This window comes from Pseudomonas sp. PDM10, from assembly GCF_014852295.1.
Classification (GTDB): domain Bacteria; phylum Pseudomonadota; class Gammaproteobacteria; order Pseudomonadales; family Pseudomonadaceae; genus Aquipseudomonas.
In genome coordinates this window covers 53,878-77,700 of the sequence record NZ_JACVBJ010000006.1, presented here as the reverse complement: position 1 = coordinate 77,700, position 23,823 = coordinate 53,878, and the positions used below count along the sequence as shown (strand labels likewise).

At 57.6% G+C, this 23,823-nt stretch carries 22 protein-coding genes; 4 read left to right on the top strand and 18 right to left on the bottom strand.

The window, feature by feature from the left end; translation table 11 throughout:
* Window positions 1-2: 2 nt before the first annotated feature.
* The 5 genes from tpiA to rlmE form a co-directional block, all read right to left on the bottom strand.
* Complete coding sequence (gene tpiA, locus IB252_RS20800; protein ID WP_192410118.1) at window positions 3-758, bottom strand: triose-phosphate isomerase; 756 nt, start codon at window positions 756-758, stop codon at window positions 3-5.
* Between the two features lie 66 nt (window positions 759-824).
* Window positions 825-2,162 carry a phosphoglucosamine mutase gene (gene glmM, locus IB252_RS20795; protein ID WP_111450463.1) on the bottom strand — a complete coding sequence of 446 codons (1,338 nt, stop codon included), beginning with the start codon at window positions 2,160-2,162 and terminating at the stop codon, window positions 825-827.
* 16 nt (window positions 2,163-2,178) lie between these two features.
* Entirely contained in the window at window positions 2,179-3,030 is an 852-nt protein-coding gene (folP, locus tag IB252_RS20790; protein ID WP_192410117.1) for a dihydropteroate synthase, read from the bottom strand.
* An 8-nt stretch (window positions 3,031-3,038) separates the two neighbouring features.
* Complete coding sequence (gene ftsH / locus IB252_RS20785; RefSeq protein WP_111450465.1) at window positions 3,039-4,949, bottom strand: ATP-dependent zinc metalloprotease FtsH; 1,911 nt, start codon at window positions 4,947-4,949, stop codon at window positions 3,039-3,041.
* Between the two features lie 202 nt (window positions 4,950-5,151).
* Window positions 5,152-5,781 (bottom strand): 23S rRNA (uridine(2552)-2'-O)-methyltransferase RlmE, encoded by a 630-nt coding sequence (rlmE, locus tag IB252_RS20780; protein ID WP_111450466.1) that lies wholly within the window; start codon window positions 5,779-5,781, stop codon window positions 5,152-5,154.
* A gap of 105 nt (window positions 5,782-5,886) precedes the next feature.
* Between rlmE and IB252_RS20775 the strand changes: the two genes are divergently transcribed.
* Window positions 5,887-6,195 (top strand): YhbY family RNA-binding protein, encoded by a 309-nt coding sequence (locus IB252_RS20775; RefSeq protein WP_008005472.1) that lies wholly within the window; start codon window positions 5,887-5,889, stop codon window positions 6,193-6,195.
* 9 nt (window positions 6,196-6,204) lie between these two features.
* On the opposite strand, the gene IB252_RS20770 is transcribed toward IB252_RS20775, so the two are convergent.
* The 8 genes from IB252_RS20770 to grpE all read right to left on the bottom strand — a co-directional run bounded on the left by IB252_RS20770 (window position 6,205) and on the right by grpE (window position 16,826).
* A complete protein-coding gene (locus IB252_RS20770) occupies window positions 6,205-6,609 on the bottom strand; it encodes an MFS transporter (protein ID WP_192410116.1) in 405 nt (134 codons plus the stop codon).
* Between the two features lie 28 nt (window positions 6,610-6,637).
* Complete coding sequence (gene greA, locus IB252_RS20765; RefSeq protein WP_007933522.1) at window positions 6,638-7,114, bottom strand: transcription elongation factor GreA; 477 nt, start codon at window positions 7,112-7,114, stop codon at window positions 6,638-6,640.
* Window positions 7,111-10,332 (bottom strand): carbamoyl-phosphate synthase large subunit, encoded by a 3,222-nt coding sequence (carB, locus tag IB252_RS20760; RefSeq protein WP_192410115.1) that lies wholly within the window; start codon window positions 10,330-10,332, stop codon window positions 7,111-7,113. Before carB ends, greA begins: the two co-directional genes overlap by 4 nt.
* Before the next feature lie 118 nt (window positions 10,333-10,450).
* Entirely contained in the window at window positions 10,451-11,587 is a 1,137-nt protein-coding gene (gene carA / locus IB252_RS20755) for a glutamine-hydrolyzing carbamoyl-phosphate synthase small subunit (protein ID WP_123365215.1), read from the bottom strand.
* Between the two features lie 259 nt (window positions 11,588-11,846).
* Complete coding sequence (gene dapB / locus IB252_RS20750; protein ID WP_192410114.1) at window positions 11,847-12,653, bottom strand: 4-hydroxy-tetrahydrodipicolinate reductase; 807 nt, start codon at window positions 12,651-12,653, stop codon at window positions 11,847-11,849.
* A 9-nt stretch (window positions 12,654-12,662) separates the two neighbouring features.
* On the bottom strand, window positions 12,663-13,787 hold the full coding sequence (dnaJ, locus tag IB252_RS20745) for a molecular chaperone DnaJ (protein WP_008149037.1): 1,125 nt from the start codon (window positions 13,785-13,787) through the stop codon (window positions 12,663-12,665).
* 453 nt (window positions 13,788-14,240) lie between these two features.
* A complete protein-coding gene (dnaK, locus tag IB252_RS20740) occupies window positions 14,241-16,157 on the bottom strand; it encodes a molecular chaperone DnaK (protein WP_008149038.1) in 1,917 nt (638 codons plus the stop codon).
* 102 nt (window positions 16,158-16,259) lie between these two features.
* On the bottom strand, window positions 16,260-16,826 hold the full coding sequence (grpE, locus tag IB252_RS20735) for a nucleotide exchange factor GrpE (protein WP_111450471.1): 567 nt from the start codon (window positions 16,824-16,826) through the stop codon (window positions 16,260-16,262).
* Window positions 16,827-17,067: 241 nt separating this feature from the next.
* On the opposite strand from grpE, the gene recN reads away from it, so the two are divergent.
* Entirely contained in the window at window positions 17,068-18,741 is a 1,674-nt protein-coding gene (recN, locus tag IB252_RS20730; RefSeq protein ID WP_192410113.1) for a DNA repair protein RecN, read from the top strand.
* A gap of 75 nt (window positions 18,742-18,816) precedes the next feature.
* Here the strand turns inward: recN and fur are convergent, their stop codons facing one another.
* Complete coding sequence (gene fur, locus IB252_RS20725) at window positions 18,817-19,221, bottom strand: ferric iron uptake transcriptional regulator (RefSeq protein WP_003197684.1); 405 nt, start codon at window positions 19,219-19,221, stop codon at window positions 18,817-18,819.
* A 97-nt stretch (window positions 19,222-19,318) separates the two neighbouring features.
* On the opposite strand from fur, the gene IB252_RS20720 reads away from it, so the two are divergent.
* A complete protein-coding gene (locus tag IB252_RS20720; protein WP_008149042.1) occupies window positions 19,319-19,846 on the top strand; it encodes an outer membrane protein assembly factor BamE in 528 nt (175 codons plus the stop codon).
* A gap of 61 nt (window positions 19,847-19,907) precedes the next feature.
* Here the strand turns inward: IB252_RS20720 and IB252_RS20715 are convergent, their stop codons facing one another.
* Genes IB252_RS20715 through IB252_RS20705 form a run of 3 tightly spaced genes read right to left on the bottom strand, consistent with a single transcriptional unit; the run spans window position 19,908 to window position 22,060 of the window.
* A complete protein-coding gene (locus IB252_RS20715) occupies window positions 19,908-20,222 on the bottom strand; it encodes an RnfH family protein (protein WP_192410112.1) in 315 nt (104 codons plus the stop codon).
* The gene (locus IB252_RS20710; protein WP_008149044.1) at window positions 20,215-20,649 is read right to left on the bottom strand and encodes a type II toxin-antitoxin system RatA family toxin; all 435 of its coding nucleotides are present in this window, start codon (window positions 20,647-20,649) and stop codon (window positions 20,215-20,217) included. Before IB252_RS20710 ends, IB252_RS20715 begins: the two co-directional genes overlap by 8 nt.
* Before the next feature lie 7 nt (window positions 20,650-20,656).
* On the bottom strand, window positions 20,657-22,060 hold the full coding sequence (locus tag IB252_RS20705; RefSeq protein WP_008149045.1) for a sodium-dependent transporter: 1,404 nt from the start codon (window positions 22,058-22,060) through the stop codon (window positions 20,657-20,659).
* A 118-nt stretch (window positions 22,061-22,178) separates the two neighbouring features.
* Here IB252_RS20705 and smpB point away from each other — a divergent pair, with 118 nt between their 5' ends.
* Window positions 22,179-22,661, top strand: a complete 483-nt coding sequence (smpB, locus tag IB252_RS20700) for an SsrA-binding protein SmpB (RefSeq protein WP_008149046.1) — start codon at window positions 22,179-22,181, stop codon at window positions 22,659-22,661.
* A 147-nt stretch (window positions 22,662-22,808) separates the two neighbouring features.
* On the opposite strand, the gene IB252_RS20695 is transcribed toward smpB, so the two are convergent.
* The gene (locus IB252_RS20695) at window positions 22,809-23,576 is read right to left on the bottom strand and encodes a GntR family transcriptional regulator (protein ID WP_008149047.1); all 768 of its coding nucleotides are present in this window, start codon (window positions 23,574-23,576) and stop codon (window positions 22,809-22,811) included.
* Between the last annotated feature and the right edge of the window lie 247 nt (window positions 23,577-23,823).

Here is a 23,823-nt window from a genome sequence, read left to right as displayed (position 1 = left end):
TTTCAGTTTCCCGCGGCGCGACAAATCGCACCGAACTCATCTGCATTCAGGGAAGCCCCACCAATGAGCCCCCCATCGATATCCGGCATGCCGAACAGTTCGACCGCATTGGCCGCCTTCACGCTGCCGCCGTATAGAAGCCGCACACCTTGTGCGACCTCAGAATTCTCTGCCGCCAACTGAGCGCGAATGGCTGCGTGCACATCCTGCGCCTGTTGCGGCGAAGCAGTCAGCCCGGTACCAATGGCCCAGACCGGCTCGTAAGCGATTACTGCCTTTGCAAAAGCACCAACACCGAGCTCCTCAATGATACTGCCTAGCTGACGCCCGACAACCTCAAGAGTTTTTCCAGCTTCGCGCTCTTCAAGGGTTTCCCCTACGCACAACACCGGAATCAAGCCACATGCCTGTGCCGCTGCGAACTTGCGAATCAGCATTCCGTCCTGCTCGCCCATTATCTGGCGGCGCTCGGAGTGCCCGACAAGCACCAGGGAACAACCTGCATCCACCAACTGACTCGGCGAAATCTCACCGGTCAATGCACCTTGCATGGATTCCACCGCAGAATTCTGCGCGCCGACCGAAATCGACTTTCCTTCCAGGCCATCAATCACTTGATTGATATGCAAGCAAGGCGGGAATACCGCTACATCAACATCGCTCGGCAAGGCCAGATGACGAAGGCCATTGATCAGCTCAGCGACGCTGGCGCGGGTACCGTGCATCTTCCAGTTACCAGCTACCATAGGGCGACGCATGCTGTACCTCGTCGGTCAAAGTGGGCGCAGATGTTACCCAACACAATCATGGCTGGCAAGCCGAAATCAGGCAGAAACTTCAGTAACCAGTTTTGCCAGCTCTTCGGCGTAGCCGCGAACCTGTGTTTCGTCCTCACCTTCGACCATGACCCGCACCAGCGGCTCCGTCCCGGACTTGCGCAACAACACGCGCCCACGACCAGCCATGGCCTGGGTCACGCGCTCGCTGGCCTCTTTGACTGCCGGATGATCGAGGGGGCTCGCGCCGCCACCGAATCGCACATTGATCAGCACCTGAGGACACTTGCGCAGCGCCTGACGCGATTGCGCCAGCCCCTCGGAGCGGGCCTTCAACGCCATCAATACCTGCAATGCGGCAATGATCGCGTCACCGGTAGTGGTGTGGTTAAAGCAGACAATGTGGCCCGAATTTTCACCACCCACCAGCCAGTCGCGCTCAAGCAACTCGGAGATTACATACCGATCGCCAACATTGGCCCGCACAAAAGGAATTGCCAGATCCGCCAGGGCGAGTTCCAACCCCAGGTTACTCATCAGCGTACCGACCACCCCCCCCTGCAACTTGCCTTGCACATGCAGGTCGCGAGCAATGATAAACAGCAACTCATCACCATCGACGACAGCACCGGTATGATCGACCATCTGAACCCGATCACCATCACCGTCAAAGGCGATACCCAAATCAGCATGCTCGGCCAATACGGCAGCTTGCAGCGGTTCCATATGGGTCGAACCGCAATTTTCATTGATGTTCAGGCCGTTAGGATGAGCAGAAAGTACAACGACATCGGCCCCCAGTTCACGGAATACACTAGGCGCAACCTTGTAGGTCGCGCCATGGGCGCAGTCGATCACGATCTTCATGCCCGCGAAGCTGGTGCCGGTCGGGACGCTGCTTTTGCAGAATTCGATATAACGGCCTGAAGCATCGTTGATGCGCGATACCTTGCCGATCTTGCTCGACTCAACCACGGTCATCGGGGTGTCGAGCAACTCTTCGATCATATGTTCGACTTCATCAGGAAGCTTGGTGCCCTTCCCGGAGAAAAACTTGATGCCATTGTCATCGTGAGGGTTGTGCGAGGCACTGATCACGATGCCCGCTTCGGCCTGGAAGGTACGCGTCAGGTAGGCAATGGCCGGTGTCGGCATCGGCCCCAGAAGCATGACATCGGCACCAGCCGAAGTAAGTCCGGCCTCGAGCGCAGATTCGAACATATAGCCAGAGATCCGAGTATCCTTGCCCACCAATACCTTGCAGGCGCCCATTTTGCGGAACGCCATACCAGCAGCCCAGCCGAGTTTGAGCATGAAGTCAGGAGTAATCGGATATTCGCCGACCCGACCACGAATGCCGTCGGTGCCAAAGTATTTCTTAGTCATAAGTACTCCATCATTCTTATTCGGCTGATTCCACTGCGGCGATCATTCGCACCACATCGACGGTTTCGGCCACATCATGGACGCGCAATATACGCGCCCCCTTGGCCGAAGCCAGTGCTGCGAGCGCCAGACCGCCATACAGGCGCTCTCCGACCGGGCGATTCAACGCCTGACCTATCATGCTCTTTCGCGAAACCCCGACCAACAGGGGCCGCCCCAAGGCATGCAAGGCTTCCATATGCTTGAACAAGCTTAGATTGTGCTGCAAGGTTTTTGCGAAGCCAAAGCCCGGATCAAGGATGACCCGATCCGCTGTAATTCCTACCGACGCACACTGCGCCATGCGCTCAGCGAGGAACTCGCCCACCTCTTTCGTGACGTCCTGATACTGCGGATTGTCCTGCATGTCGCCCGGCTCACCGAGCATATGCATCAGACAGACTGGCAGGCCAGTGGCTGCGGCCGCATCCAGAGCGCCATCGCGCCGCAGCGAGCGCACGTCATTGATCAACCCAGCGCCAAGTCGTGCGGCTTCGCGCATCACAGCTGGCGTGGAAGTGTCGACCGAGATAATGACATCCAGCTCTCGGTGAATTCGCTCGACGACCGGAGCTACGCGCTCAAGCTCTTCCAGCGGTGAAACCACCCTGGCACCCGGCCGGGTCGATTCGCCACCGACATCAATCAACGTCGCGCCAGCCGCCACCATAGCCTCAGCGTGGCGCAAAGCCGCATCGAGCTGGCTATATTGGCCGCCATCAGAGAAGGAATCGGGAGTGACATTGAGAATACCCATGACGTGCGTCAGGGCTAAATCAAGAACCCGATTGCCGCAAGGCAACCGGGTCGAGGACTGAACAGAAGTCATTTCAAACCTTAAACGTCAGCAGCCGGACCGCCGATCGGTGTTTCCGGACGCGGATCCTGTGCCACCGGAGGCGTTCCGGAGGTACCGGTGCCGCCCGACCAGTCGCGAGGTTCACGAGGCGTACGACCCGCCATGATGTCGTCGATCTGATCAGCGTCGATCGTTTCGTACTTCATCAAGGCATCAGCCATGGCGTCGAGCTTGTCACGGTTATCGGTGAGGATCTGCTTGGCTGTGCCGTAGCACTGATCAATGATGCTGCGCACTTCGGAGTCGATCAACTTGGCTGTCTCACCGGAGAAGCTTGCACCCTGACCGCCACCGCCGCGACCGAGGAACACTTCACCCTCTTCTTCTGCGTACATCAACGGACCGAGTTTTTCCGACAAGCCCCACTTGGTTACCATGTTCCGTGCAATCTGGCTGGCACGCATGATGTCGTTGGACGCACCGGTGGTCACACCATCGAAGCCCAGGGTCATCTCTTCAGCAATACGGCCGCCGTACAACGAGCAGATCTGGCTGATCAACGCACGCTTGGACAGGCTGTAGCGATCTTCTTCCGGCAGGAACATGGTCACACCCAGCGCACGACCGCGAGGAATGATAGACACCTTGTAGACCGGATCATGCTCAGGCACGACACGACCAACAATTGCGTGACCTGCTTCGTGATAAGCGGTGTTCTGCTTCTCTTTCTCGGACATGACCATGGATTTGCGCTCGGCGCCCATCATGATCTTGTCTTTGGCCAATTCGAACTCTTTCATTTCGACGATGCGCTTGCCGGCACGGGCCGCGAACAACGACGCTTCGTTCACCAGGTTAGCCAGGTCAGCACCGGAGAAACCAGGGGTACCACGAGCGATTACAGCCGGAGCGACATCGTCACCCATTGGCACTTTTCGCATGTGGACCTTGAGAATCTGTTCGCGACCACGGATATCCGGCAGACCGACGACAACCTGACGGTCGAAACGGCCCGGACGCAGCAACGCAGGGTCCAGTACGTCCGGACGGTTGGTTGCAGCGATGACGATAATGCCGTCATTCATTTCAAAGCCGTCCATCTCTACCAGCAACTGGTTGAGTGTCTGCTCGCGCTCGTCGTGACCGCCACCCATGCCGGCGCCACGGTGGCGACCGACGGCGTCGATTTCATCGATGAAGATAATGCATGGAGCGTGTTTCTTGGCCTGTTCAAACATGTCGCGAACACGGCTGGCACCGACACCGACGAACATTTCGACGAAGTCAGAACCGGAAATGGTGAAGAACGGCACTTTGGCTTCGCCGGCAATAGCCTTGGCCAACAAGGTTTTACCGGTACCCGGAGGACCCACCATCAGCACGCCGCGAGGAATGCGACCGCCCAGACGCTGGAATTTGCCCGGATCACGCAGGAACTCGACCAACTCACCAACCTCTTCCTTGGCTTCGTCGCAACCGGCAACGTCACCCAAGGTGGTTTTCACCTGATCTTCGGAGAGCAGGCGCGCCTTGCTCTTGCCGAAGCTCATTGGACCGCCCTTTCCACCGCCGCCGCCCTGCATCTGCCGCATGAAGAACATGAATACGGCGATGATCACCAGGATCGGGAAGCTTGCGACCAGGAGCTGAGTCCAGATGCTTTGCTGTTCAGGCTGCTTGCCTTCGACTACGACATGGTTGTCCACGAGGTCGCCGATCAGACCGTTGTCCTGGATTGCCGGACGAATGGTCTTGAAGCTGTCGCCATCGTTGCGTTTGCCGGTAATCACGTAGCCGTCAACTGCTACGCGCTCGACCTTGCCATCCTTGACCTGCTGGATGAAGTCGGAATAGTTGAGGGTCTGCGGCTCATTAGGGCTGGAGAAGTTGTTCATCACTGTCACCAGGACAGCCGCGATGATCAACCACAGGATCAGATTCTTTGCCATATCGTTCAATTAACTACCCTCTGAAGCAAGCTCCGCTAATGGCGCGCGCTTCGCATGATATTCACCGGCCTAACTTACTACATTACCTACGACTCTGGCAGGCGCCGTCTGTAACCCTTTGTGAAACACTTTCTACACAATATTCGCTAATGCTCACGGGGCGAAATACGAAAATCCTATCGACCCGCAAAAAAACCCCGATTTACTCACTACGGCCGCGGTAGCCCCAAGCCAGCATGTATTGCTCGCGGGAACTGCCACGGGAAGAGTCCGGCTTGATCATCTGGACCTTGTCGAATTTCTGACGAGCATCCTTCACGTAAGCATCAAACCCTTCGCCCTGAAACACCTTGATCACGAAATTACCACCCGGCTTGAGTATCCGGCCCGCCAGATCAAGAGCCAGCTCACATAGAAACATGGCTTTTGGCATGTCCACCTCAGGCGTACCACTCATATTGGGGGCCATATCGGAAATCACAAGGTCCACCTGCGAATTACCCACGGCTTCAAGGATCTGAGCGAGCACTTCGTCCTGGGTGAAGTCACCCTGGATGAAAGTCACGTCCGGAATGCTGTCCATTTCCAGGATGTCCGAGGCGATCAGGCGCCCCTGACCACCGATCAGCCGACTGGTGACCTGCGACCAGCCGCCGGGCGCCGCTCCCAGGTCGACAACGCTCATACCTGGACGGATCAGTTTGTATTTCTCCTGGATCTCCAGAAGCTTGTAACTCGCACGCGAGCGGTAACCATCCTTCTGCGCCTGCTTCACATAGGGATCATTAACATGTCTTTGCAGCCACTTAAGGCTTGTCTTGGAACGGGCCACGGGCCACCTCGAAAATAAAACGGGTCGTGATTAACTGGGCGGTCCCGTACTCGCTCGGGTAAACTGGCCGCCGCTTTTTACAAGATCAGACGCAGGGGTCAGATTATGCCGCTCACTCAAGAGCAGAAGAAACAGTACAAATCCATTGGCCACCATCTGAAACCAGTTTTGACTGTGGCTGACAACGGTTTGACTGAAGGTGTGTTAGCCGAACTTGAACGCGCTTTGGCGGATCACGAGCTGATTAAAATCAAGCTCAACATCCTCGATCGCGAGTCGCGCCTGGCGAACATTGCAGAACTGTGCAAGGTCGGCAAAGCGGACCTGGTTCAGGTCATCGGCAAGATGGCACTGATTTACCGCAAGAACTTCAGCGTCAACAAGCAGCTGTCGAACGTTCATCGCTTCAAGTGATGACAAGGGTCAAGGGTGTGCTTCGCGCACCCTGCCACTCCACCCAGGCACCGGTTGCAACACCAGCACCAGCCCGGAAAACCCCAGAACAAGATAGCTGAACACCTGCCAACGCACGGCATCTGGCCAGCCGATACGCACCGCGACATACATCGCACACGCATACAGCGCCATCATCAGCAGTTGCCCGCGAATATCGCGCCATAGACTGGCAAGGCCCTCGGCCTGAACCAGCACCAAAGCCTGAAAAATCACACACGCTGCGGCGAACCCCACCATCAGCGCATCAAGCATGCCTGCAATTTCGTCGATCAGCAGCGGCGCCAAACCAATTCGGCCCAGCACCGGCAGCAGACCAATGTGCAACAGCCACAGGCCGCCGACCCACAACATCTGAGTCAGCTGCCAAAGCATGGCACCCGCACGTAGCGGGCGCCTTCGTTTAGATGTGGCGTACTTCGACAATCTCGTACTCGATAACGCCGCCAGGCGTTTTCACGGCAACCACATCACCCTCTTCCTTGGCTATCAAGGCGCGGGCCAGTGGCGAGCCGACCGAAATCTTGCCGAGTTTGAAGTCAGCCTCATCCTCACCCACGATGTGGTAAGTGACGCGCTCGTCAGTCTCGACATTGGCGATTTCAACGGTGGTACCGAAAATCACTTTACCGGTGTGAGGAATGGTCGTGACATCAATGATGACCTGATTCTGAATCCGGCCTTCAATGTCACGAATCCGCGCCTCAACCATACCTTGCTGCTCACGAGCAGCGTGGTATTCGGCGTTTTCCTTCAGGTCACCCAACTCGCGGGCCGTGCCGATGTCCTGGCTGAGCTTCGGGCGGACGACCTTGGTCAGGTGAGTGTGTTCTTCTTCCAGGGCCTTCGCGCCCTTGACGGTCATTGGGTACTTGATCATGCCTTCAATCCTGCGTGTAGATCCTGCAAGCGGCGTACGGTCTTCTCGGGACCGAACTTCAGCGCTTCGCAGATAGCTTCGCCAGCAGCAATAGTTGTGGTGCAGTAAATCTTGTGCTGCAAGGCATTACGACGAATGGAATAGGAGTCAGCGATCGACTGACGGCCTTCGGTGGTGTTGATGATCAGAGTGACTTCGTCGTTCTTGATCATGTCGACCACGTGCGGACGACCTTCGGTCACCTTGTTCACACGACGTACTTTCAGGCCTGCGGCTTCGATCAGCTTGGCAGTACCGGCAGTGGCGACCACTTCGAAACCCAAGTTGATCAGATCACGGGCCACGCCTGCAACCAGTGGCTTGTCGTCGTCACGCACGCTGATGAACGCAGTACCGCCGGTCGGCAGCACTTCGCTGGCGCCCATCTGGGCCTTGGCGAATGCTTCGCCAAAGGTGTCGCCCACGCCCATCACTTCACCGGTGGACTTCATCTCTGGGCCCAGGATCGGGTCCACGCCAGGGAATTTGGCGAATGGGAACACTGCCTCTTTCACACTGTAGAAGTTCGGAATGATTTCTTTGGTGAAGCCGATTTCCTTCAGGGTCTTACCGGCCATCACGCGAGCCGCGATCATTGCCAGGGAAACACCGATGCACTTGGACACGAACGGTACGGTACGGGAAGCGCGCGGGTTGACTTCGATGACGTAGATGTCTTCGCCTTGCAGCGCCAACTGAACGTTCATCAGGCCGACAACCCCAAGTTCCAGGGCCATTTTCTTGACCTGTTCGCGCATCTCGTCCTGGATGTGTGCAGGCAGCGAGTATGGCGGCAGGGAGCATGCGGAGTCACCGGAGTGAACGCCAGCCTGCTCGATGTGCTGCATGATCGCGCCGATCACCACGTCGGTGCCGTCGCAGACCGCATCCACGTCCATTTCGATGGCGCAGTTGAGGAAGTGGTCGAGCAGCACCGGGCTGTCGTTGGACACTTTCACCGCATCGCGCAGGTAGCGCTTGAGCTCTTCTTCTTCGTAGACGATTTCCATCGCACGGCCGCCCAATACGTAGGACGGACGCACCACCAGCGGGTAACCGATCTTGGTGGCGGCACGAATCGCTTCGTCTTCGCTGCGCACGGTGGCGTTTGGCGGCTGACGCAGGTTCAGGCGCTCAACCATTTGCTGGAAGCGCTCACGGTCTTCGGCACGGTCAATTGCGTCAGGGCTGGTGCCGATGATCGGCACGCCAGCTTCTTCCAGGGCACGCGCCAGTTTCAGCGGGGTTTGGCCGCCGTACTGGACGATCACGCCTTTCGGCTTCTCGACGCGGCAGATTTCCAGCACGTCTTCCAGGGTCACTGGCTCGAAGTACAGGCGATCGGAGGTGTCGTAGTCGGTGGAAACGGTTTCCGGGTTGCAGTTGACCATGATGGTCTCGTAACCGTCTTCGCGCAGGGCCAGCGCCGCGTGTACGCAGCAGTAGTCGAACTCGATGCCCTGGCCGATACGGTTTGGACCGCCGCCGAGGATCATGATCTTGTCGCGGCCCGATGGCGCGGCTTCGCACTCTTCCTCGTAAGTCGAGTACATGTAGGCGGTATCGGTGGCGAACTCGGCTGCGCAGGTGTCAACGCGCTTGTAGACCGGGAAGATCTCCAGCTTGTGACGGTGGCGACGCAGAGCCTTCTCCGTCACGCCCAGCAGCTTGGCCAGACGCATGTCGGAGAAGCCTTTGCGCTTGAGGCGGAACATCAAGTCGCGGTCGATGCTGGCCAGACCCAGGGTCTTGACCTTCTCTTCTTCCTTGATCAGATCTTCGATCTGCACCAGGAACCACGGATCGATCATGTTCATGCCGAAGATGTCTTCGACCGACAGGCCGGCGCGGAAGGCGTCAGCCACGTACCAGATACGCTCGGCACCCGGCACGGTCAGTTCGCGCTTGAGCACGCTCATGCTTTCCGGGTTGCTCAGGTCGAGCTTCTCGTCCAGACCGCAAACGCCCACTTCAAGACCGCGCAGGGCTTTCTGCAGGGATTCCTGGAACGTCCGGCCGATGGCCATGACTTCACCGACCGACTTCATTTGAGTGGTCAGGCGTGCGTCGGCTTTCGGGAATTTCTCGAAGGCGAAGCGTGGCAGCTTGGTGACGACGTAGTCGATGGACGGCTCGAAGGATGCAGGAGTAGCGCCGCCGGTGATTTCGTTCTGCAGCTCGTCCAGGGTGTAGCCGATCGCCAGCTTGGCGGCGATACGCGCAATCGGGAAACCTGTGGCTTTCGAGGCCAGTGCCGAAGAGCGGGATACACGCGGGTTCATCTCGATCACGACCATACGGCCGGTGTCCGGGCAGATGCCGAACTGAACGTTGGAGCCGCCGGTTTCCACGCCGATCTCACGCAGTACCGCCAACGAGGCGTTACGCATGATCTGGTATTCCTTGTCCGTCAGGGTTTGTGCCGGAGCAACGGTGATCGAGTCACCGGTGTGCACGCCCATCGGGTCAAAGTTTTCGATCGAGCAGACGATGATGCAGTTGTCCTTCTTATCGCGGACAACCTCCATCTCATATTCTTTCCAGCCGATCAGGGATTCATCGATCAGCAGCTCTTTGGTCGGCGACAGGTCGAGGCCGCGGGCGCAGATTTCTTCGAACTCTTCACGGTTGTAAGCGATACCGCCACCGGTGCCGCCCATGGTGAAGGACGGACGGATGATGCACGGGAAGCCGAGCTTTTCGAGGACCGCGTTGGCCTCTTCCATGCTGTGGGCGATACCCGAACGCGGGCAGTCCAGGCCGATGGATTTCATCGCCTTGTCGAAGCGCGAACGGTCTTCAGCCTTGTCGATGGTGTCAGCGTTGGCGCCGATCATCTCTACGCCGAACTTCTCCAGAACGCCTTCGCGCTCCAGGTCCAGCGCGCAGTTCAGAGCGGTCTGGCCGCCCATGGTTGGCAGCAGCGCGTCCGGACGTTCTTTCTCGATGATCTTGGCAACGGTCTGCCACTTGATCGGTTCGATGTAGGTGGCGTCGGCCATGTCCGGGTCGGTCATGATGGTCGCTGGGTTGGAGTTCACCAGGATGACGCGGTAACCCTCCTCGCGCAGGGCTTTACAGGCCTGGGCGCCGGAGTAGTCGAATTCGCAGGCCTGGCCGATCACGATCGGGCCAGCGCCGAGAATCAGGATGCTTTTAATGTCTGTACGTTTTGGCATGGGTTTGTCACTCAAATCCGCAGGTCAGTCGGCAAGCCGTCTTGTTCAATCTTTGAAGTCTTGAGGGGGCCACCGGCGTCGGGACCGCCCTCAAGCTTTGCTACATCACGGCGAGCGATTAGCGTCGCTTGGCCATTTCATTGATGAAGCGATCAAACAGTGGTGCTACGTCGTTCGGGCCAGGGCTGGCTTCAGGGTGACCCTGGAAGCTGAAGGCGCTCTTGTCGGTAAGCTCGATACCTTGCAGGGTGCCGTCGAACAGTGATTTGTGAATCGCCCGGACGTTGGCTGGCAAGGTTGCTTCGTCTACCGCAAAACCGTGGTTCTGGCTGGTGATCATCACCACACCGGTATCCAGATCCTGGACCGGGTGGTTGGCACCGTGGTGACCGTGACCCATTTTCAGGGTCTTGGCGCCGGAGGCCAGGGCCAGCAGTTGGTGACCGAGGCAGATACCGAACACCGGAATGTCGGTTTCCAGCACATCTTTGATCGCCTGGATCGCGTAGTCGCAAGGCTCCGGATCACCAGGGCCGTTGGACAGGAACACGCCGTCCGGCTTCAATGCCAGCGCTTCAGCTGCTGGTGTCTGTGCAGGCACTACGGTCACGCGGCAACCGCGCTCGACCAGCATGCGCAGGATGTTCAGCTTGACGCCGTAGTCGTAGGCAACCACGTGGTACGGCAGCTCGGAGGCTTCGATAGTCGCGTGGCTGTCGGTTTTCAAATCCCAGACAGTCGAGCGCCACTCGTACTTCTCTTTGGTGCTGACGACTTTCGCCAGGTCCATGCCTTTGAGGCCAGGGAAACCCTGGGCGGCGGCGATGGCGGCTTCTTCGGAAATGTTGTCACCGGCCATGATGCAGCCGTTCTGCGCGCCTTTTTCACGCAGGATGCGCGTCAGGCGGCGAGTGTCGATACCGGCGATTGCCACAACGTTGTTGGCTTTCAGGTAGTCGGACAGAGACATCGTGTTACGCCAGTTGCTCGCAACCAGCGGCAGGTCACGAATGACCAGGCCAGCGGACCAGACTTGGTTGGACTCGGCGTCTTCCGGCGTGGTGCCGGTGTTGCCGATGTGCGGGTAAGTCAGGGTAACAATCTGTTGGGCGTAGGAAGGATCGGTAAGGATTTCCTGATAGCCGGTCATGGCGGTGTTGAACACCACCTCACCAACGGTTTGGCCGTCGGCTCCAATGGCTTCGCCGCGAAAAATGCTGCCATCAGCAAGGGCGAGTATGGCTGGCTTAGTCAAGAAGACCTCCCGTAAATAAAGCCTGAAAGGGCGATCGCAGGTTGTAAAAAAGCGGAGTGACGTATGGACACGTCACCCCGCTTCTTCACCGAATAATTCTGCGCGCTTTTAGTGGACACACTAAAGCTGTAGCTTACAGAAAAAGGCATTTTTGGTCTACCGCCAATGAGCCTAAAAGGCCGGGGAATGCGACAGGACGTCGCTTGGCGAAGTAAAACCGGGCTCAAACTCACGATTTGAACCCGATTTCGGGCGCATCTTAACGCAGATCGAGTACGTCTTGCATGTCGTAAAGACCCGGCTCACGACCGTCCAGCCACAACGCAGCACGTACCGCGCCTTTGGCGAAGGTCATGCGACTGGACGCTTTATGCGTGATCTCCAGCCGCTCACCCTCGCAGGCGAACAGCACCGTATGATCGCCAACCACATCACCACCGCGAACAGTGGCAAAGCCGATCGTTTCACGCTCGCGAACACCGGTATGACCTTCGCGACCATACACCGCGACCTTCTGCAGATCACGATCCAGGGCGCTTGCGATGACTTCACCCATACGCAGAGCCGTACCTGAAGGCGCATCGATCTTGTGCCGATGATGAGCCTCGATGATCTCGATATCCGCGTCATCACCCAGCACACGAGCAGCCATGTCGAGCAGCTTCAGCGACAGGTTTACACCGACACTGAAATTGGCGGCGAACACGATCGGAATATCCTTGCCGGCCTCGGCCAGCAGCTGCTTCTGCGCGGCGTCCAGCCCTGTCGTGCCGATCACCATGGCCTTGCCCGCCTTACGGCAGAACGCCAGGTTTTTCAGCATGACTTCCGGGAGCGTGAAGTCGATCAGCACGTCGAACTCATCAGCCACCGCGTCCAGATTGCCGGACAGTGGAACGCCGATACGTCCCAGCGAGGCCAGCTCACCAGCGTCCACGCCAATCAGCGTACTGCCAGGGCGTACGATGGCTGCCGTCAGCCCGGTCAGCGGCGCGCGTTGCTGCACCGCCTCGACCAGAATCTTGCCCATGCGCCCGGCAGCGCCCATCACAGCTATACGTCGCATGCCGACTCCTTACAAATCGCCGAAGAAGCGCTTCACGCCTTCGAACCAACCCGTGGTTTTAGGCGAATGGCTGTTGTCGTCCGCCAGCGAACTGCGGAACTCTTCCAGCAATTCGCGCTGACGACGACCCAGGTTGACCGGGGTTTCGACCGCCACACGACACATCAAGTCACCAGCACCGCCGCCGCGCACTGGCGCAACGCCCTTGCCGCGAACACGGAACTGCTTGCCGGTCTGAGTGCCTTCAGGGATTTTCAGTTTGACTCGACCATCAAGGGTCGGAATCTCCAGCTCACCACCCAGCGCAGCATCGACAAAGCTGATTGGCACTTCGCAGAACAGGTGCTTGCCGTCGCGCTGGAAGATCGCGTGCTCACGCACGTTGATCACCACGTAAAGGTCGCCAGTCGGACCACCCTGAGCCCCCGCCTCGCCTTCGCCGGACAGACGAATTCGATCACCGGTATCAACGCCCGCCGGCACTTTCACCGAGAGGGTTTTGTACTCTTCGACACGACCCTGACCGTCGCACGAGTCGCAAGGATCGGAAATGATCTTGCCCTGGCCATGGCAGCGCGGGCATGTCTGCTGCACCGAGAAAAAGCCCTGCTGCATACGGACTTGACCGATACCGCCACACGTCGGGCAAGTGATCGGCGAGGAGCCTTTCTTAGCACCCGAACCGTCGCACGGTTTGCAGTTGACCAATGTCGGAACACGGATATTCACGGTTGTACCGCGCACCGCTTCTTCCAGATTCAGTTCCAGGGTGTAACGCAGGTCGCTGCCACGCTGAGCGCCGCCACGAGAACCGCCGCGACCGCCGCCGAAGAAGTCACTGAAGACATCACCAAAGATGTCGGAGAAGTTCTGACCGCCAAACCCGGCACCGCCGCCACCCATGCTTGGGTCGACACCGGCATGACCGTACTGGTCGTACGCCGCGCGCTTGCTGGAATCGGACAGGACTTCGTAGGCCTCGTTGGCCTCCTTGAACATATCTTCCGACGCTTTGTCATCGGGATTACGGTCTGGATGGTGCTTCATCGCCAGGCGGCGGTAGGCCTTTTTCAGGTCTGCTTCGCTTGAGCCACGCTCAACACCCAACACTTCGTAATAGTCACGCTTTGCCATAAGTCTTTGCACTCTTAAGGACGTTCGGCAAACCTCTCCTGAGCCTTGCCAAACTCGTTGAGCCCCAATACAGGCCCGGACCCAACTCACGTCAATTCAACGATCCTGGTCTTTGATTCAATGCGGTACTTTCGGCTCGAAAAGCAGGAGCATTCCCGGCCATACCGCCAACACGGGGGCGGACTGAATGGCTTGTTCGTTAGGCAATTCCGGCGCCTGAACACCAAACCCTGCGTTGCCGCTCCTCCCCATAGCGAGCTATGAGTCGTCGCAGCGCCTTGGCTATGGCGCCCAGGCATCCGAACTTGCCCTAACGAACAAGCCACTCACTCCGCCTTTGTCGCACGCTGTAAAAATTCGCTAACTCCAGACACGCCAACGCGGGAGCAAGCCCCCGCGCGGCGACATCCTACCAGTCACCGCCTAAAGGCAGTCAACCGGCCGACCAACAACTTACTTGTGGTCTTTGACTTCTTCGAACTCAGCGTCGACGACGTCGTCAGCCTTCTCAGCCGATTCGCCTTGCGGTGCAGCACCTTCAGCAGGTTGAGCCTGCTCGGCGTACATCTTCTGCGCTACTGGAGCGGAGACTTTCGACAGCTCTTCAACCTTGGCTTCGATCGCGGCCTTGTCGTCGCCTTTGACAGCGGCTTCCAGCGCAACAACAGCAGCTTCGATTGCAGTCTTCTCTTCAGCAGTCACTTTATCGCCAGCGTCTGCGACCATTTTGCGAGTCGAGTGAACCAGCGCATCGCCCTGGTTGCGAGCGGTTGCCAGCTCTTCGAACTGGCGATCTGCGTCGACGTTGGCTTCAGCATCGCGAATCATCTGCTGAATCTCTTCCTCGGACAGACCGGAGTTGGCCTTGATCACGATCGACTGAGTCTTGCCGGTAGCCTTGTCTTTGGCGCCTACGTGCAGAATGCCGTTGGCGTCGATGTCGAAGGTCACTTCAATTTGTGGCACGCCACGTGGAGCTGGTGGAATCTCGGCCAGGTCGAACTTGCCCAAAGACTTGTTCTGAGCGGCTTGCTTACGCTCACCTTGCAACACGTGAATGGTCACAGCGCCCTGGTTGTCGTCGGCAGTCGAGAACACTTGCGATTTCTTGGTAGGAATCGTGGTGTTTTTCTCGATCAGCGCGGTCATCACGCCGCCCATGGTTTCGATACCCAGGGTCAGCGGGCTAACGTCCAGCAGCAGAACGTCTTTCACGTCACCGGCCAATACTGCGCCCTGGATAGCAGCACCCATGGCAACGGCTTCGTCCGGGTTCACATCTTTACGCGCTTCTTTACCGAAGAACTCGGTCACCAGCTTCTGAACCAGTGGCATACGGGTCTGACCGCCGACCAGGATCACGTCGTTGATGGCGCCAATGTCGATGCCAGAGTCTTTCAGAGCGATGCGGCAAGGTTCGATGGTGCGCTGAACCAGGTCTTCTACCAGCGCTTCGAGCTTGGCGCGGGAGATTTTCACGTTCAAGTGCTTAGGACCAGTGGCGTCTGCAGTGATGTACGGCAGGTTCACGTCGGTCGAATTGCTCGAAGACAGTTCGATCTTGGCTTTTTCAGCGGCTTCTTTCAGGCGCTGCATGGCCAGCGGATCACCCTTAAGGTTCATGCCGCTTTCTTTCTTGAATTCGTCAACGAGGTAGTCGATCAGACGAATGTCAAAGTCTTCACCGCCCAGGAACGTGTCACCGTTGGTGGCCAGAACTTCGAACTGGTGCTCGCCATCGACTTCAGCGATTTCGATCACGGAAACGTCGAAAGTACCGCCGCCCAAGTCGTAAACGATCACGGTGTGATCGCCCTTCGCCTTGTCCATACCGTAAGCCAGAGCGGCTGCGGTTGGTTCGTTGATGATACGTTTTACGTCCAGGCCCGCAATGCGGCCGGCGTCTTTGGTGGCTTGACGCTGGCTGTCGTTGAAGTAGGCCGGAACAGTGATCACCGCTTCGGTCACTGGCTCGCCGAGGTAGTCTTCGGCGGTCTTCTTCATTTTCTTCAGAATTTCAGCCGAGATTTGTGGCGGCGACATTTTCTGGCCGTTCACTTCAACCCACGCATCGCCGTTATCAGCCTTGGCGATTTTGTACGGGACCATCTTGATGTCTTTCTGTACGACTTCTTCGTCGAACTTACGACCGATCAGACGCTTCACCGCATACAGGGTGTTGTGCGGATTGGTCACAGCCTGACGCTTGGCCGATTGACCAACGAGGATTTCGCCATCGTTGGCGTAAGCGATGATCGACGGCGTGGTACGCGTGCCTTCAGCGTTTTCAATAACTTTGGCTACGCCGTTTTCAAGCACGGAGACGCAGGAGTTGGTAGTCCCCAGGTCGATACCGATAATTTTGCCCATGTTCACTCTCCCGAAACTTTGGATTTGGTTGCCGCAGCAGTGGTGGCTATCTGCGGTAGCACTTAAACGCTTGACTTCTAAATGGGGGCCTTGCGGCTAATTTCAAGCCTGCTCGTCAATCGAAGGCGAAACCGGTGCCGGCGCCTTGCTGACCACGACCATGGCCGGGCGCAGCAGGCGACCGTTGAGCTGATAGCCCTTCTGGAACACCTTGAGCACGCTGTTCGGCTCGACGTCGGCGCTTTCCTGCATGGCCATTGCCTGATGCTGAACGGCGTTGAATGGTTCGCCATGCGGATCGATCGCTTCCAGGTGATAACGCTTCAGGGTGTCCTGGAACATTTTCAGGGTCAGCTCGATGCCTTCGCGCATTGGACGAATGCTTTCATCGTCCGGGCTGGACAACTCCAGACCGCGCTCCAGGCTGTCGATGATCGGCAACAAGTCACCGGCGAATTTCTCCAGGGCGAACTTGTGAGCCTTTTCTACATCCTGCTCGGCGCGACGGCGGACGTTCTGCAGATCAGCCGCTACACGCAAAGCCTGATCATGAGCGCCAGCCAATTGCTCTTCGAGCACTTGAACACGAGCCGCCAGTTCATCACCCGAGACCTGGGCAGCCTGATCGGCGTCTAGATTTTGCGTATCCACTGTCTGTTCGTCAGCCATAGATTTCTCCTTTCAATATCGTCCGCGAGCTCAACTCGCGCTTCTGCCCAGCTATATGGGGCCGCAAAATTCAGCTTCAAGGGGCGCTTATTTATTAACCCTACAAAAAACAGCTGCATTGTCATTCCCTGGTGCACTAAGGATTTCGTCGGATCAAGCAAATCGAGCTAAGGGAGGGCATTGTCAGCCAGAAACAAAACACTGTATAAATAACCAGACCTAAAGCCTGGGAGCGGCCTTTATGCTGGTGCACCTGTCCGTACATAACTACGCCATCGTTGAACATCTCGATCTCGAACTCGATCGCGGAATGAGCGTGATCACCGGGGAAACCGGCGCCGGCAAGTCGATCATGCTCGACGCCCTCGGCCTGACCCTGGGCGATCGCGCCGACAGCGGCGTGGTCCGTCCCGGTGCCGACAAGGCCGATATCCTGGCAACCTTCGATTTGGTCGATATCCCGGAAGCCAGTGCCTGGCTGGCCGAGCGTGACCTGGAGAGCGACGGCCCGTGCATTCTGCGCCGGGTGATCACCGCCGAAGGGCGCTCACGTGGCTACATCAACGGCACGCCCTGCCCCCTCGGCGACCTCAAGGCTCTGGGTGAACTGCTGATCGATATCCACAGCCAGCATGAACATCAATCCCTGCTCAAGACCGACACGCATCGCCGTCTGCTCGACGAGTACGCGGGTGCAACAGACCTTGCCCGCCAGGTACACCTGGCCGCCCAACGCTGGCGCCAGACCCGCCAGGAGCTGGAACGCCTTTCCAATTCCGGCGATGAGCAGCGCGCTCGCCATCAATTGCTCAGTTATCAACTCGAAGAGCTGGAAAACCTCGGCCTCGGCGAAAGTGAGCTGGAGCAGCTGGAACAAGAACACAAGAACCTGACCAACGCCGAAACCCTGCTGGGCATTTGCCGGCAAGTGGTCGAACAATGCAGCGAAAGTGATTCCGGGAATGTGCTGAACGCCCTCACCGCCAGCCTCAATCGCCTTTCGAGCGTCAACAATTCGATTGGAGCCCTGGGCGAAGCCAGCAGCCTGCTGACCAGTGCACAGATCCAGGTCGAAGAAGCCGTGGGAGAACTGAACCGCTTCCTTGATAACTTCGATGCCGATCCGGCGCGTCTTCAATACCTGGAAGAACGCCTTGATGCGATCTATACCATGGCGCGCAAACACCGCATCCAGCCCACCGAAGTGGCCGAGATGCAGCAGCGCTTGCTGGATGAAATCGAAACCCTGAATGCCAACGACGAATCCATCGAGCGATTGAGCGATGAACTGGCCTCTTATGCCCGTCACTATCAGGAAAAGGCTCGCGAGCTCAGCGATTTGCGCCATCAGGCCTCGAACAGCCTGGCCAGCGCCGTGGAGCATGAAATCCAGCGACTGGGCATGCCTGGTGGGCGCTTCACTATCGAGCTGCGCCCCAACAGTAGTGATGAACTGCTACCCAATGGCCTTGAGCAGGTAGAGCTGCTGGTGAGTGCTAACCCGGGCCAACCTTTGAAAGCGCTGGCAAAAGTGGCATCCGGCGGCGAATTGTCACGGATCAGCCTGGCGATTCAAGTGATCACCGCGCAGACCTCCCGCGTACCAACCCTGGTGTTCGACGAAGTGGACGTGGGTATCGGTGGTCCGACCGCCGAAATCGTGGGCCAATTGCTGCGGCGACTTGGGGAGCGCGGGCAGGTATTGACAGTCACTCACTTGCCACAAGTAGCTGCCCAGGGACATCAACATCTATTCGTACACAAAGTGCGCGGCGAAGATGCCACTCACACAGCCGTCGCCAAGTTGAGCAAGAACGATCGTGTCGAAGAAGTGGCGCGAATGCTGGGAGGCATCGACCTTACAAAGGAATCTCTGGCTCACGCCAGGAAAATGGTCGTCACCGCCAAAATTTAAGAACGGCAGAAAGCACGAAGGCGACCCTGGGGTCGCCTTCGCTCGTTTCGCGAACCTTAAATTCGCGCGACATGCTTACTTTTTCTTGCGCACGTACAGCACAAGATTGTGATCAACCATCTCGAAGCCATACTTGTCGACGATTGCCTTCTGCAGTCGCTCGATTTCTTCGTCGAAGAATTCGATCACTTCACTGGTCTCGACGTTGACCATATGGTCGTGATGCTTGCCGTCGTCCAGCTCGAAGACCGCATGGCCTCCGTCGAAGTTGTGCCGCACCACAAGGCCAGCTGCCTCGAACTGGGTCAGAACACGGTAAACCGTGGCCAGACCGACGTCCTCACCAGCCTCCATCAGCGCCTTGTAGACGTCCTCGGCACTCATGTGGCGTTGCTCGGCGGAATCGAGCATTTGCAGAATCTTGACCCGTGGAAGGGTCACTTTGAGGCCGGCTTTGCGTAGTTCGCTATTTTCAACCATGGTCAGCTTTCTCGCGATGCTGCTTCGCAGCTTCTCTTAATGCGGGTATGATCGGCGTTTACGTTGTCCCAGCCAAGATAGTGGAAGTCGCCCACCGATGCAAAACACCAAGCTCTTGCTAACCAGTTTCACCTTTGTGGGACTGCTCGCACTCGCCGGTTGTTCATTCCCCGGGGTTTACAAAATCGACATCCAGCAGGGCAATGTCGTCACGCAGGACATGATAGACCAGTTACGCCCGGGAATGACCCGCAAGCAAGTACGGTTTATCATGGGCAACCCTCTGTTGACCGACACGTTCCATGCCGATCGCTGGGATTATCTGTACAGCCTGCAACCGGGTGGCGGCGAACGCCAACAGGAACGCATTAGCGTTATCTTCAACCCAAATGACCAGCTTGTCAGCCTCTCTGGTGATTTCATGCCAGGCGTGAGCCGCGACGAAGCCATTCTCGGCAAGGACAGCGGCACTACAGTTGCTGCGCCAGCAGAAAACGCCGAGAAGCCGAAACCAGAAAAACCGGTCAAGCCAGGTTCGTTGCTGGACCAGATCCAGAAGGATGTCGACGGTGTAGAAACCGTTCCAGTCCCGACTCCAGAACCTTTGGAAACCTCGCCGCAATAATTTGCGACGCAATAAAAAACCCGGTATGTCCGGGTTTTTTATTGTCCAGCATTTGAGCGAGTCACTGACTCCGGTTTTTGGCCTCAGCAGCCTTGGCTGCGCGCAACCGACGAACTTCTTTCGGATCAGCCAGCAATGGCCGGTATATCTCAATGCGATCTCCAGACTGGACAGGATACTTGTCCGGATCAGCGATCACTTTACCGAAGATCCCCACCGGGCAACTGGCCAGATCCAGCTCCGAAAACGCCTCGCCAATGCCTGATGCCAGCAAAGCCGCCCGTACGGTTGCTCCTGCTGGAACCATCACCGAGAGAAGCACCTGACGATCTATGGCGGCATACACCACCTCAACGTCGATCATGGCCTCAACCATGCATCTGCTTGGCGCGCTGGCAGAAGGCATCCACCAGCGTATTGGCCGCCTGATTGAACAACGGCCCCAGGGTCGCGCGGACAATCGGTCCGGCGTAATCAAACGACAGGTCCAGGCTGATCTTGCAGGCTTTCTCGCCCAACGGCTTGAACACCCAGACGCCATGCAATTGATTGAACGGGCCTTCCTCGAGGTTCATCTCGATCGAATGCCCGGGCACCAGTGTGTTGCGCGTCACGAAATGCTGGCTGAGGCCACCTTTGGCCACGCCGACGCTAGCGCGCATATGCTCAGGAGAACTCTCCAGGACTTCCGCCGTTGAGCACCACGGCAGAAATTCCGGGTAACGCGCCACGTCGTTGACCAGGTCATACAGCGCTTGCGCCGGATACGGCAGCAGGGCCGAACGTTGAATGTGTGTCGTCATGTCAGCGTCACTTCCACAGCTGGGCGGCAAATACTACGAGAATGCCGATGGGCGCCACATAGCGCATCAAGAACAAGGACAGGGCGAACAACGCAGGGTTGCGGATCGACAATTCGTCGCGTACCGCTTCACGGCCCATCACCCAGCCTGCAAACACCACGAAACACAAACCACCGAGTGGCAACATGATCCGCGAGGTGAAGAAATCGATCACACCAAAGAAGTCCAGGCCACCGGCCGCGCCCCATTGATAGAGGTGGAACATCCCGCCTTCGTTCACGAAAAATTTGGCTTCCTTCCAGATATTGAAGGAAAACACCGTGCCCAGACCGACAAACCAGCAAATGAAGGCCAGCCAAAAAGTCACCCAGGCGCGGCTGACTTTCGTGCGTTCAACCAGGTAAGCCACCATCGGCTCAAGCAGGGAAATCGCCGAACTCCAGGCTGCAATCGCTACGAGCACGAAGAACACTACGCCCATCAACTGGCCGAACGCTACGTTACCAAACGCAAAGGGCAGGCTGACGAACATCAAGCCAGGACCTTCGCTTGGGTTCAGGCCGCCAGCGAACACAATCGGAAACAACGCCAGACCGGCCACCAGGGAAACGAAGGTATCGAGCAGTGCCACGCCAACGATGGTGCCGGAAATCGACGAATTCTTTGGCATATAAGCGCCGTAGATCATGATTGAACCGACACCCACGCTCAGCGAAAAGAACGCGTGCCCCATGGCTGGCAGCAAGCCGTCGAGTACTTTTTCAGGGTGGAAGTCGAACATGAAATGCACGCCTTCCATGAAATGCCCGGTCGTCATGCTGTAACCCAGCAGAACAATCACCATGACAAACAGCAGCGGCATCATGATTCGCAAGCTGCGTTCCAGCCCCGCGACCACGCCTTTGGCGATCACCACGGCCGACAGCAGCATGAAAATCGTGTGCCAAAGTGTCAGGCGCCACGGATCAGCGATCACATTGCCGAAGTAAGCGCCAACCTGGTCGGGCGTTGCACCCTGGAAGTCGCCACGGCCCATATCGATGATGTAATCCAGCGACCAGCCGCCCACCACACTATAGAAAGACAGGATCAGCAACGCCGTGATCATCCCGGCGAATGCGCCCCAGGACCATTTACCCGAGTGCCCGGCTTCCAGCGCCAAAACCTTCAAGGCGTTGGCCGGGCTTTGACGTGCACGACGGCCGATCAAGGTTTCGGCCAGCATGACCGGCACACCGATCAGCGCGATACAGGCCAGGAACATCAGCACGAAGGCGCCACCGCCGTAGACACCGACCATGTACGGGAATTTCCAGATACTACCCAGGCCCACGGCCGAACCGGTCGCGGCGAGTATGAAGACCCAGCGGCTAGCCCAACTGCCGTGGACAGAAACCTTGTCTGTCGACATCGTTATCACGCCCAAGCGTTCAAAAAAGAGGCCGCATTGTCCGGGATTCAATCAACCTGCTCAAGCACGTAGCGATACCGTAGCCGACTCGCTTGCAACTCCCTATAATGCCGCCCCTATGGCTAAACAGAAGAAACACCCAACAGGGACCATCGCGCAAAATAAAAAGGCGCGACACGATTACTTCATCGAGCATAAGTTCGAGGCTGGTCTGGTCCTGGCCGGCTGGGAAGTAAAAAGTCTGCGGGCAAGCAAGCTGCAACTGGTTGACAGTTACGTCTTGCTCAAGGATGGCGAAGCCTGGCTGCTCGGCAGCCACATTACGCCGCTGATGACCGCCAGCACCCACGTCATCGCTGATCCGACCCGCACCCGAAAGTTGCTGCTCAACCGCCGCGAGCTGGAAAAGCTGGCCACGGCCGTGCAGCAAAAAGGTTACGCCTGTGTGTGCCTGTCCTGGTACTGGAGCAAGCACATGGTCAAGTGCGAGATCGCTCTGGGTAAAGGCAAGAAGGAATACGACAAGCGTGATACCGAACGCGAACGCGACGCCGGTCGCGAGTTGCAGCGCGCGGTGCGCAACAAGGGCAAGGAAGATTAATTTTCCTTCTGCCCGAAGCCGCCTTCGCGAGCAAGCCCGCTCCCACACTGGACCTTGTCTGGACATAAATTGATGCCTGACATCGATCTAATGTGGGAGCGGGCTTGCTCGCGAAGGAGATCGCACAATCACCACAGTACTTACTGACTACATCCCCTTGCGCCGCTCCGCCCGGGCCATGCGCTGCACTTCCTGACGCACTTCTTCCAGCACTTCCTGCACATACAAAATGTGTCGACTGGAGACTTCCCGCGCCTGCTCGGCCCTTCCTTCAATAATCGCCAGGTACAACTCCCGGTGCTGGGTGATCAGCATGTCGCGGGTTTCCGTACGCTGCTTGTACATCCCGCCGATGTTGGTCACCACGTTACGCTTGAGCAGATCGAACAACCCGCGAATGGTGTGCAGCAACACCGCGTTGTGACTGGCTTCAGCAATGGCCAGGTGGAATTTCGCATCCGCCGCGCCCTCTTCCGCCCGACTTACCTCGTCGTGACGCGTATAGCAGTCCTGCAATTCGTTGAAGGCCGCGGTCAATCGCTCGCGATCAACGTCCGTAGCACGCATGGCTGCGTAATAGGCACAGGAGGCTTCCAGGGTGTGACGAAATTCCAGCAGATCGCGCTGCGCTTCAGGGTTGCTTTCCAGCAGATGCAGCAGCGGATCACTGAAGGTTGACCCCAGCGACTCCACCACATAATTGCCCCCGCCCTGGCGACTGACCAGCAAGCCTTTGGCCGCCAGTTTCTGAATCGCTTCGCGCAACGAGGGGCGTGACACGCCGAACTGCTCAGCCAACGCACGTTCGGCCGGCAAGCGCTCACCCGCCTTCAGCGTGCCCTCGAGAATCATCCCCTCGAGCTGCTCGACAATATCGTCAGACAAACGGCGCTGACGAATCTGATCAAACCCCATAACTCATTTCTCCACGATCCCGACGGCTCGCCGGGGTGTCTATTCTGGCCTATCAGGGCTGTGTCAGCACCTGCCAGACGGCATTTGGTCGAGCGGACTAAATGACTTCTGCACCGCGCATTCGACAAAAGTTTTAGGGCGGCAAATTGACACGCCGCCTACAACGCTTTTACCCTAGCCAACAGCGATTGTAAATTGGTATTACCAATTATCCAAGAACGCTGACCAGTGCCTGACCAACAACAAT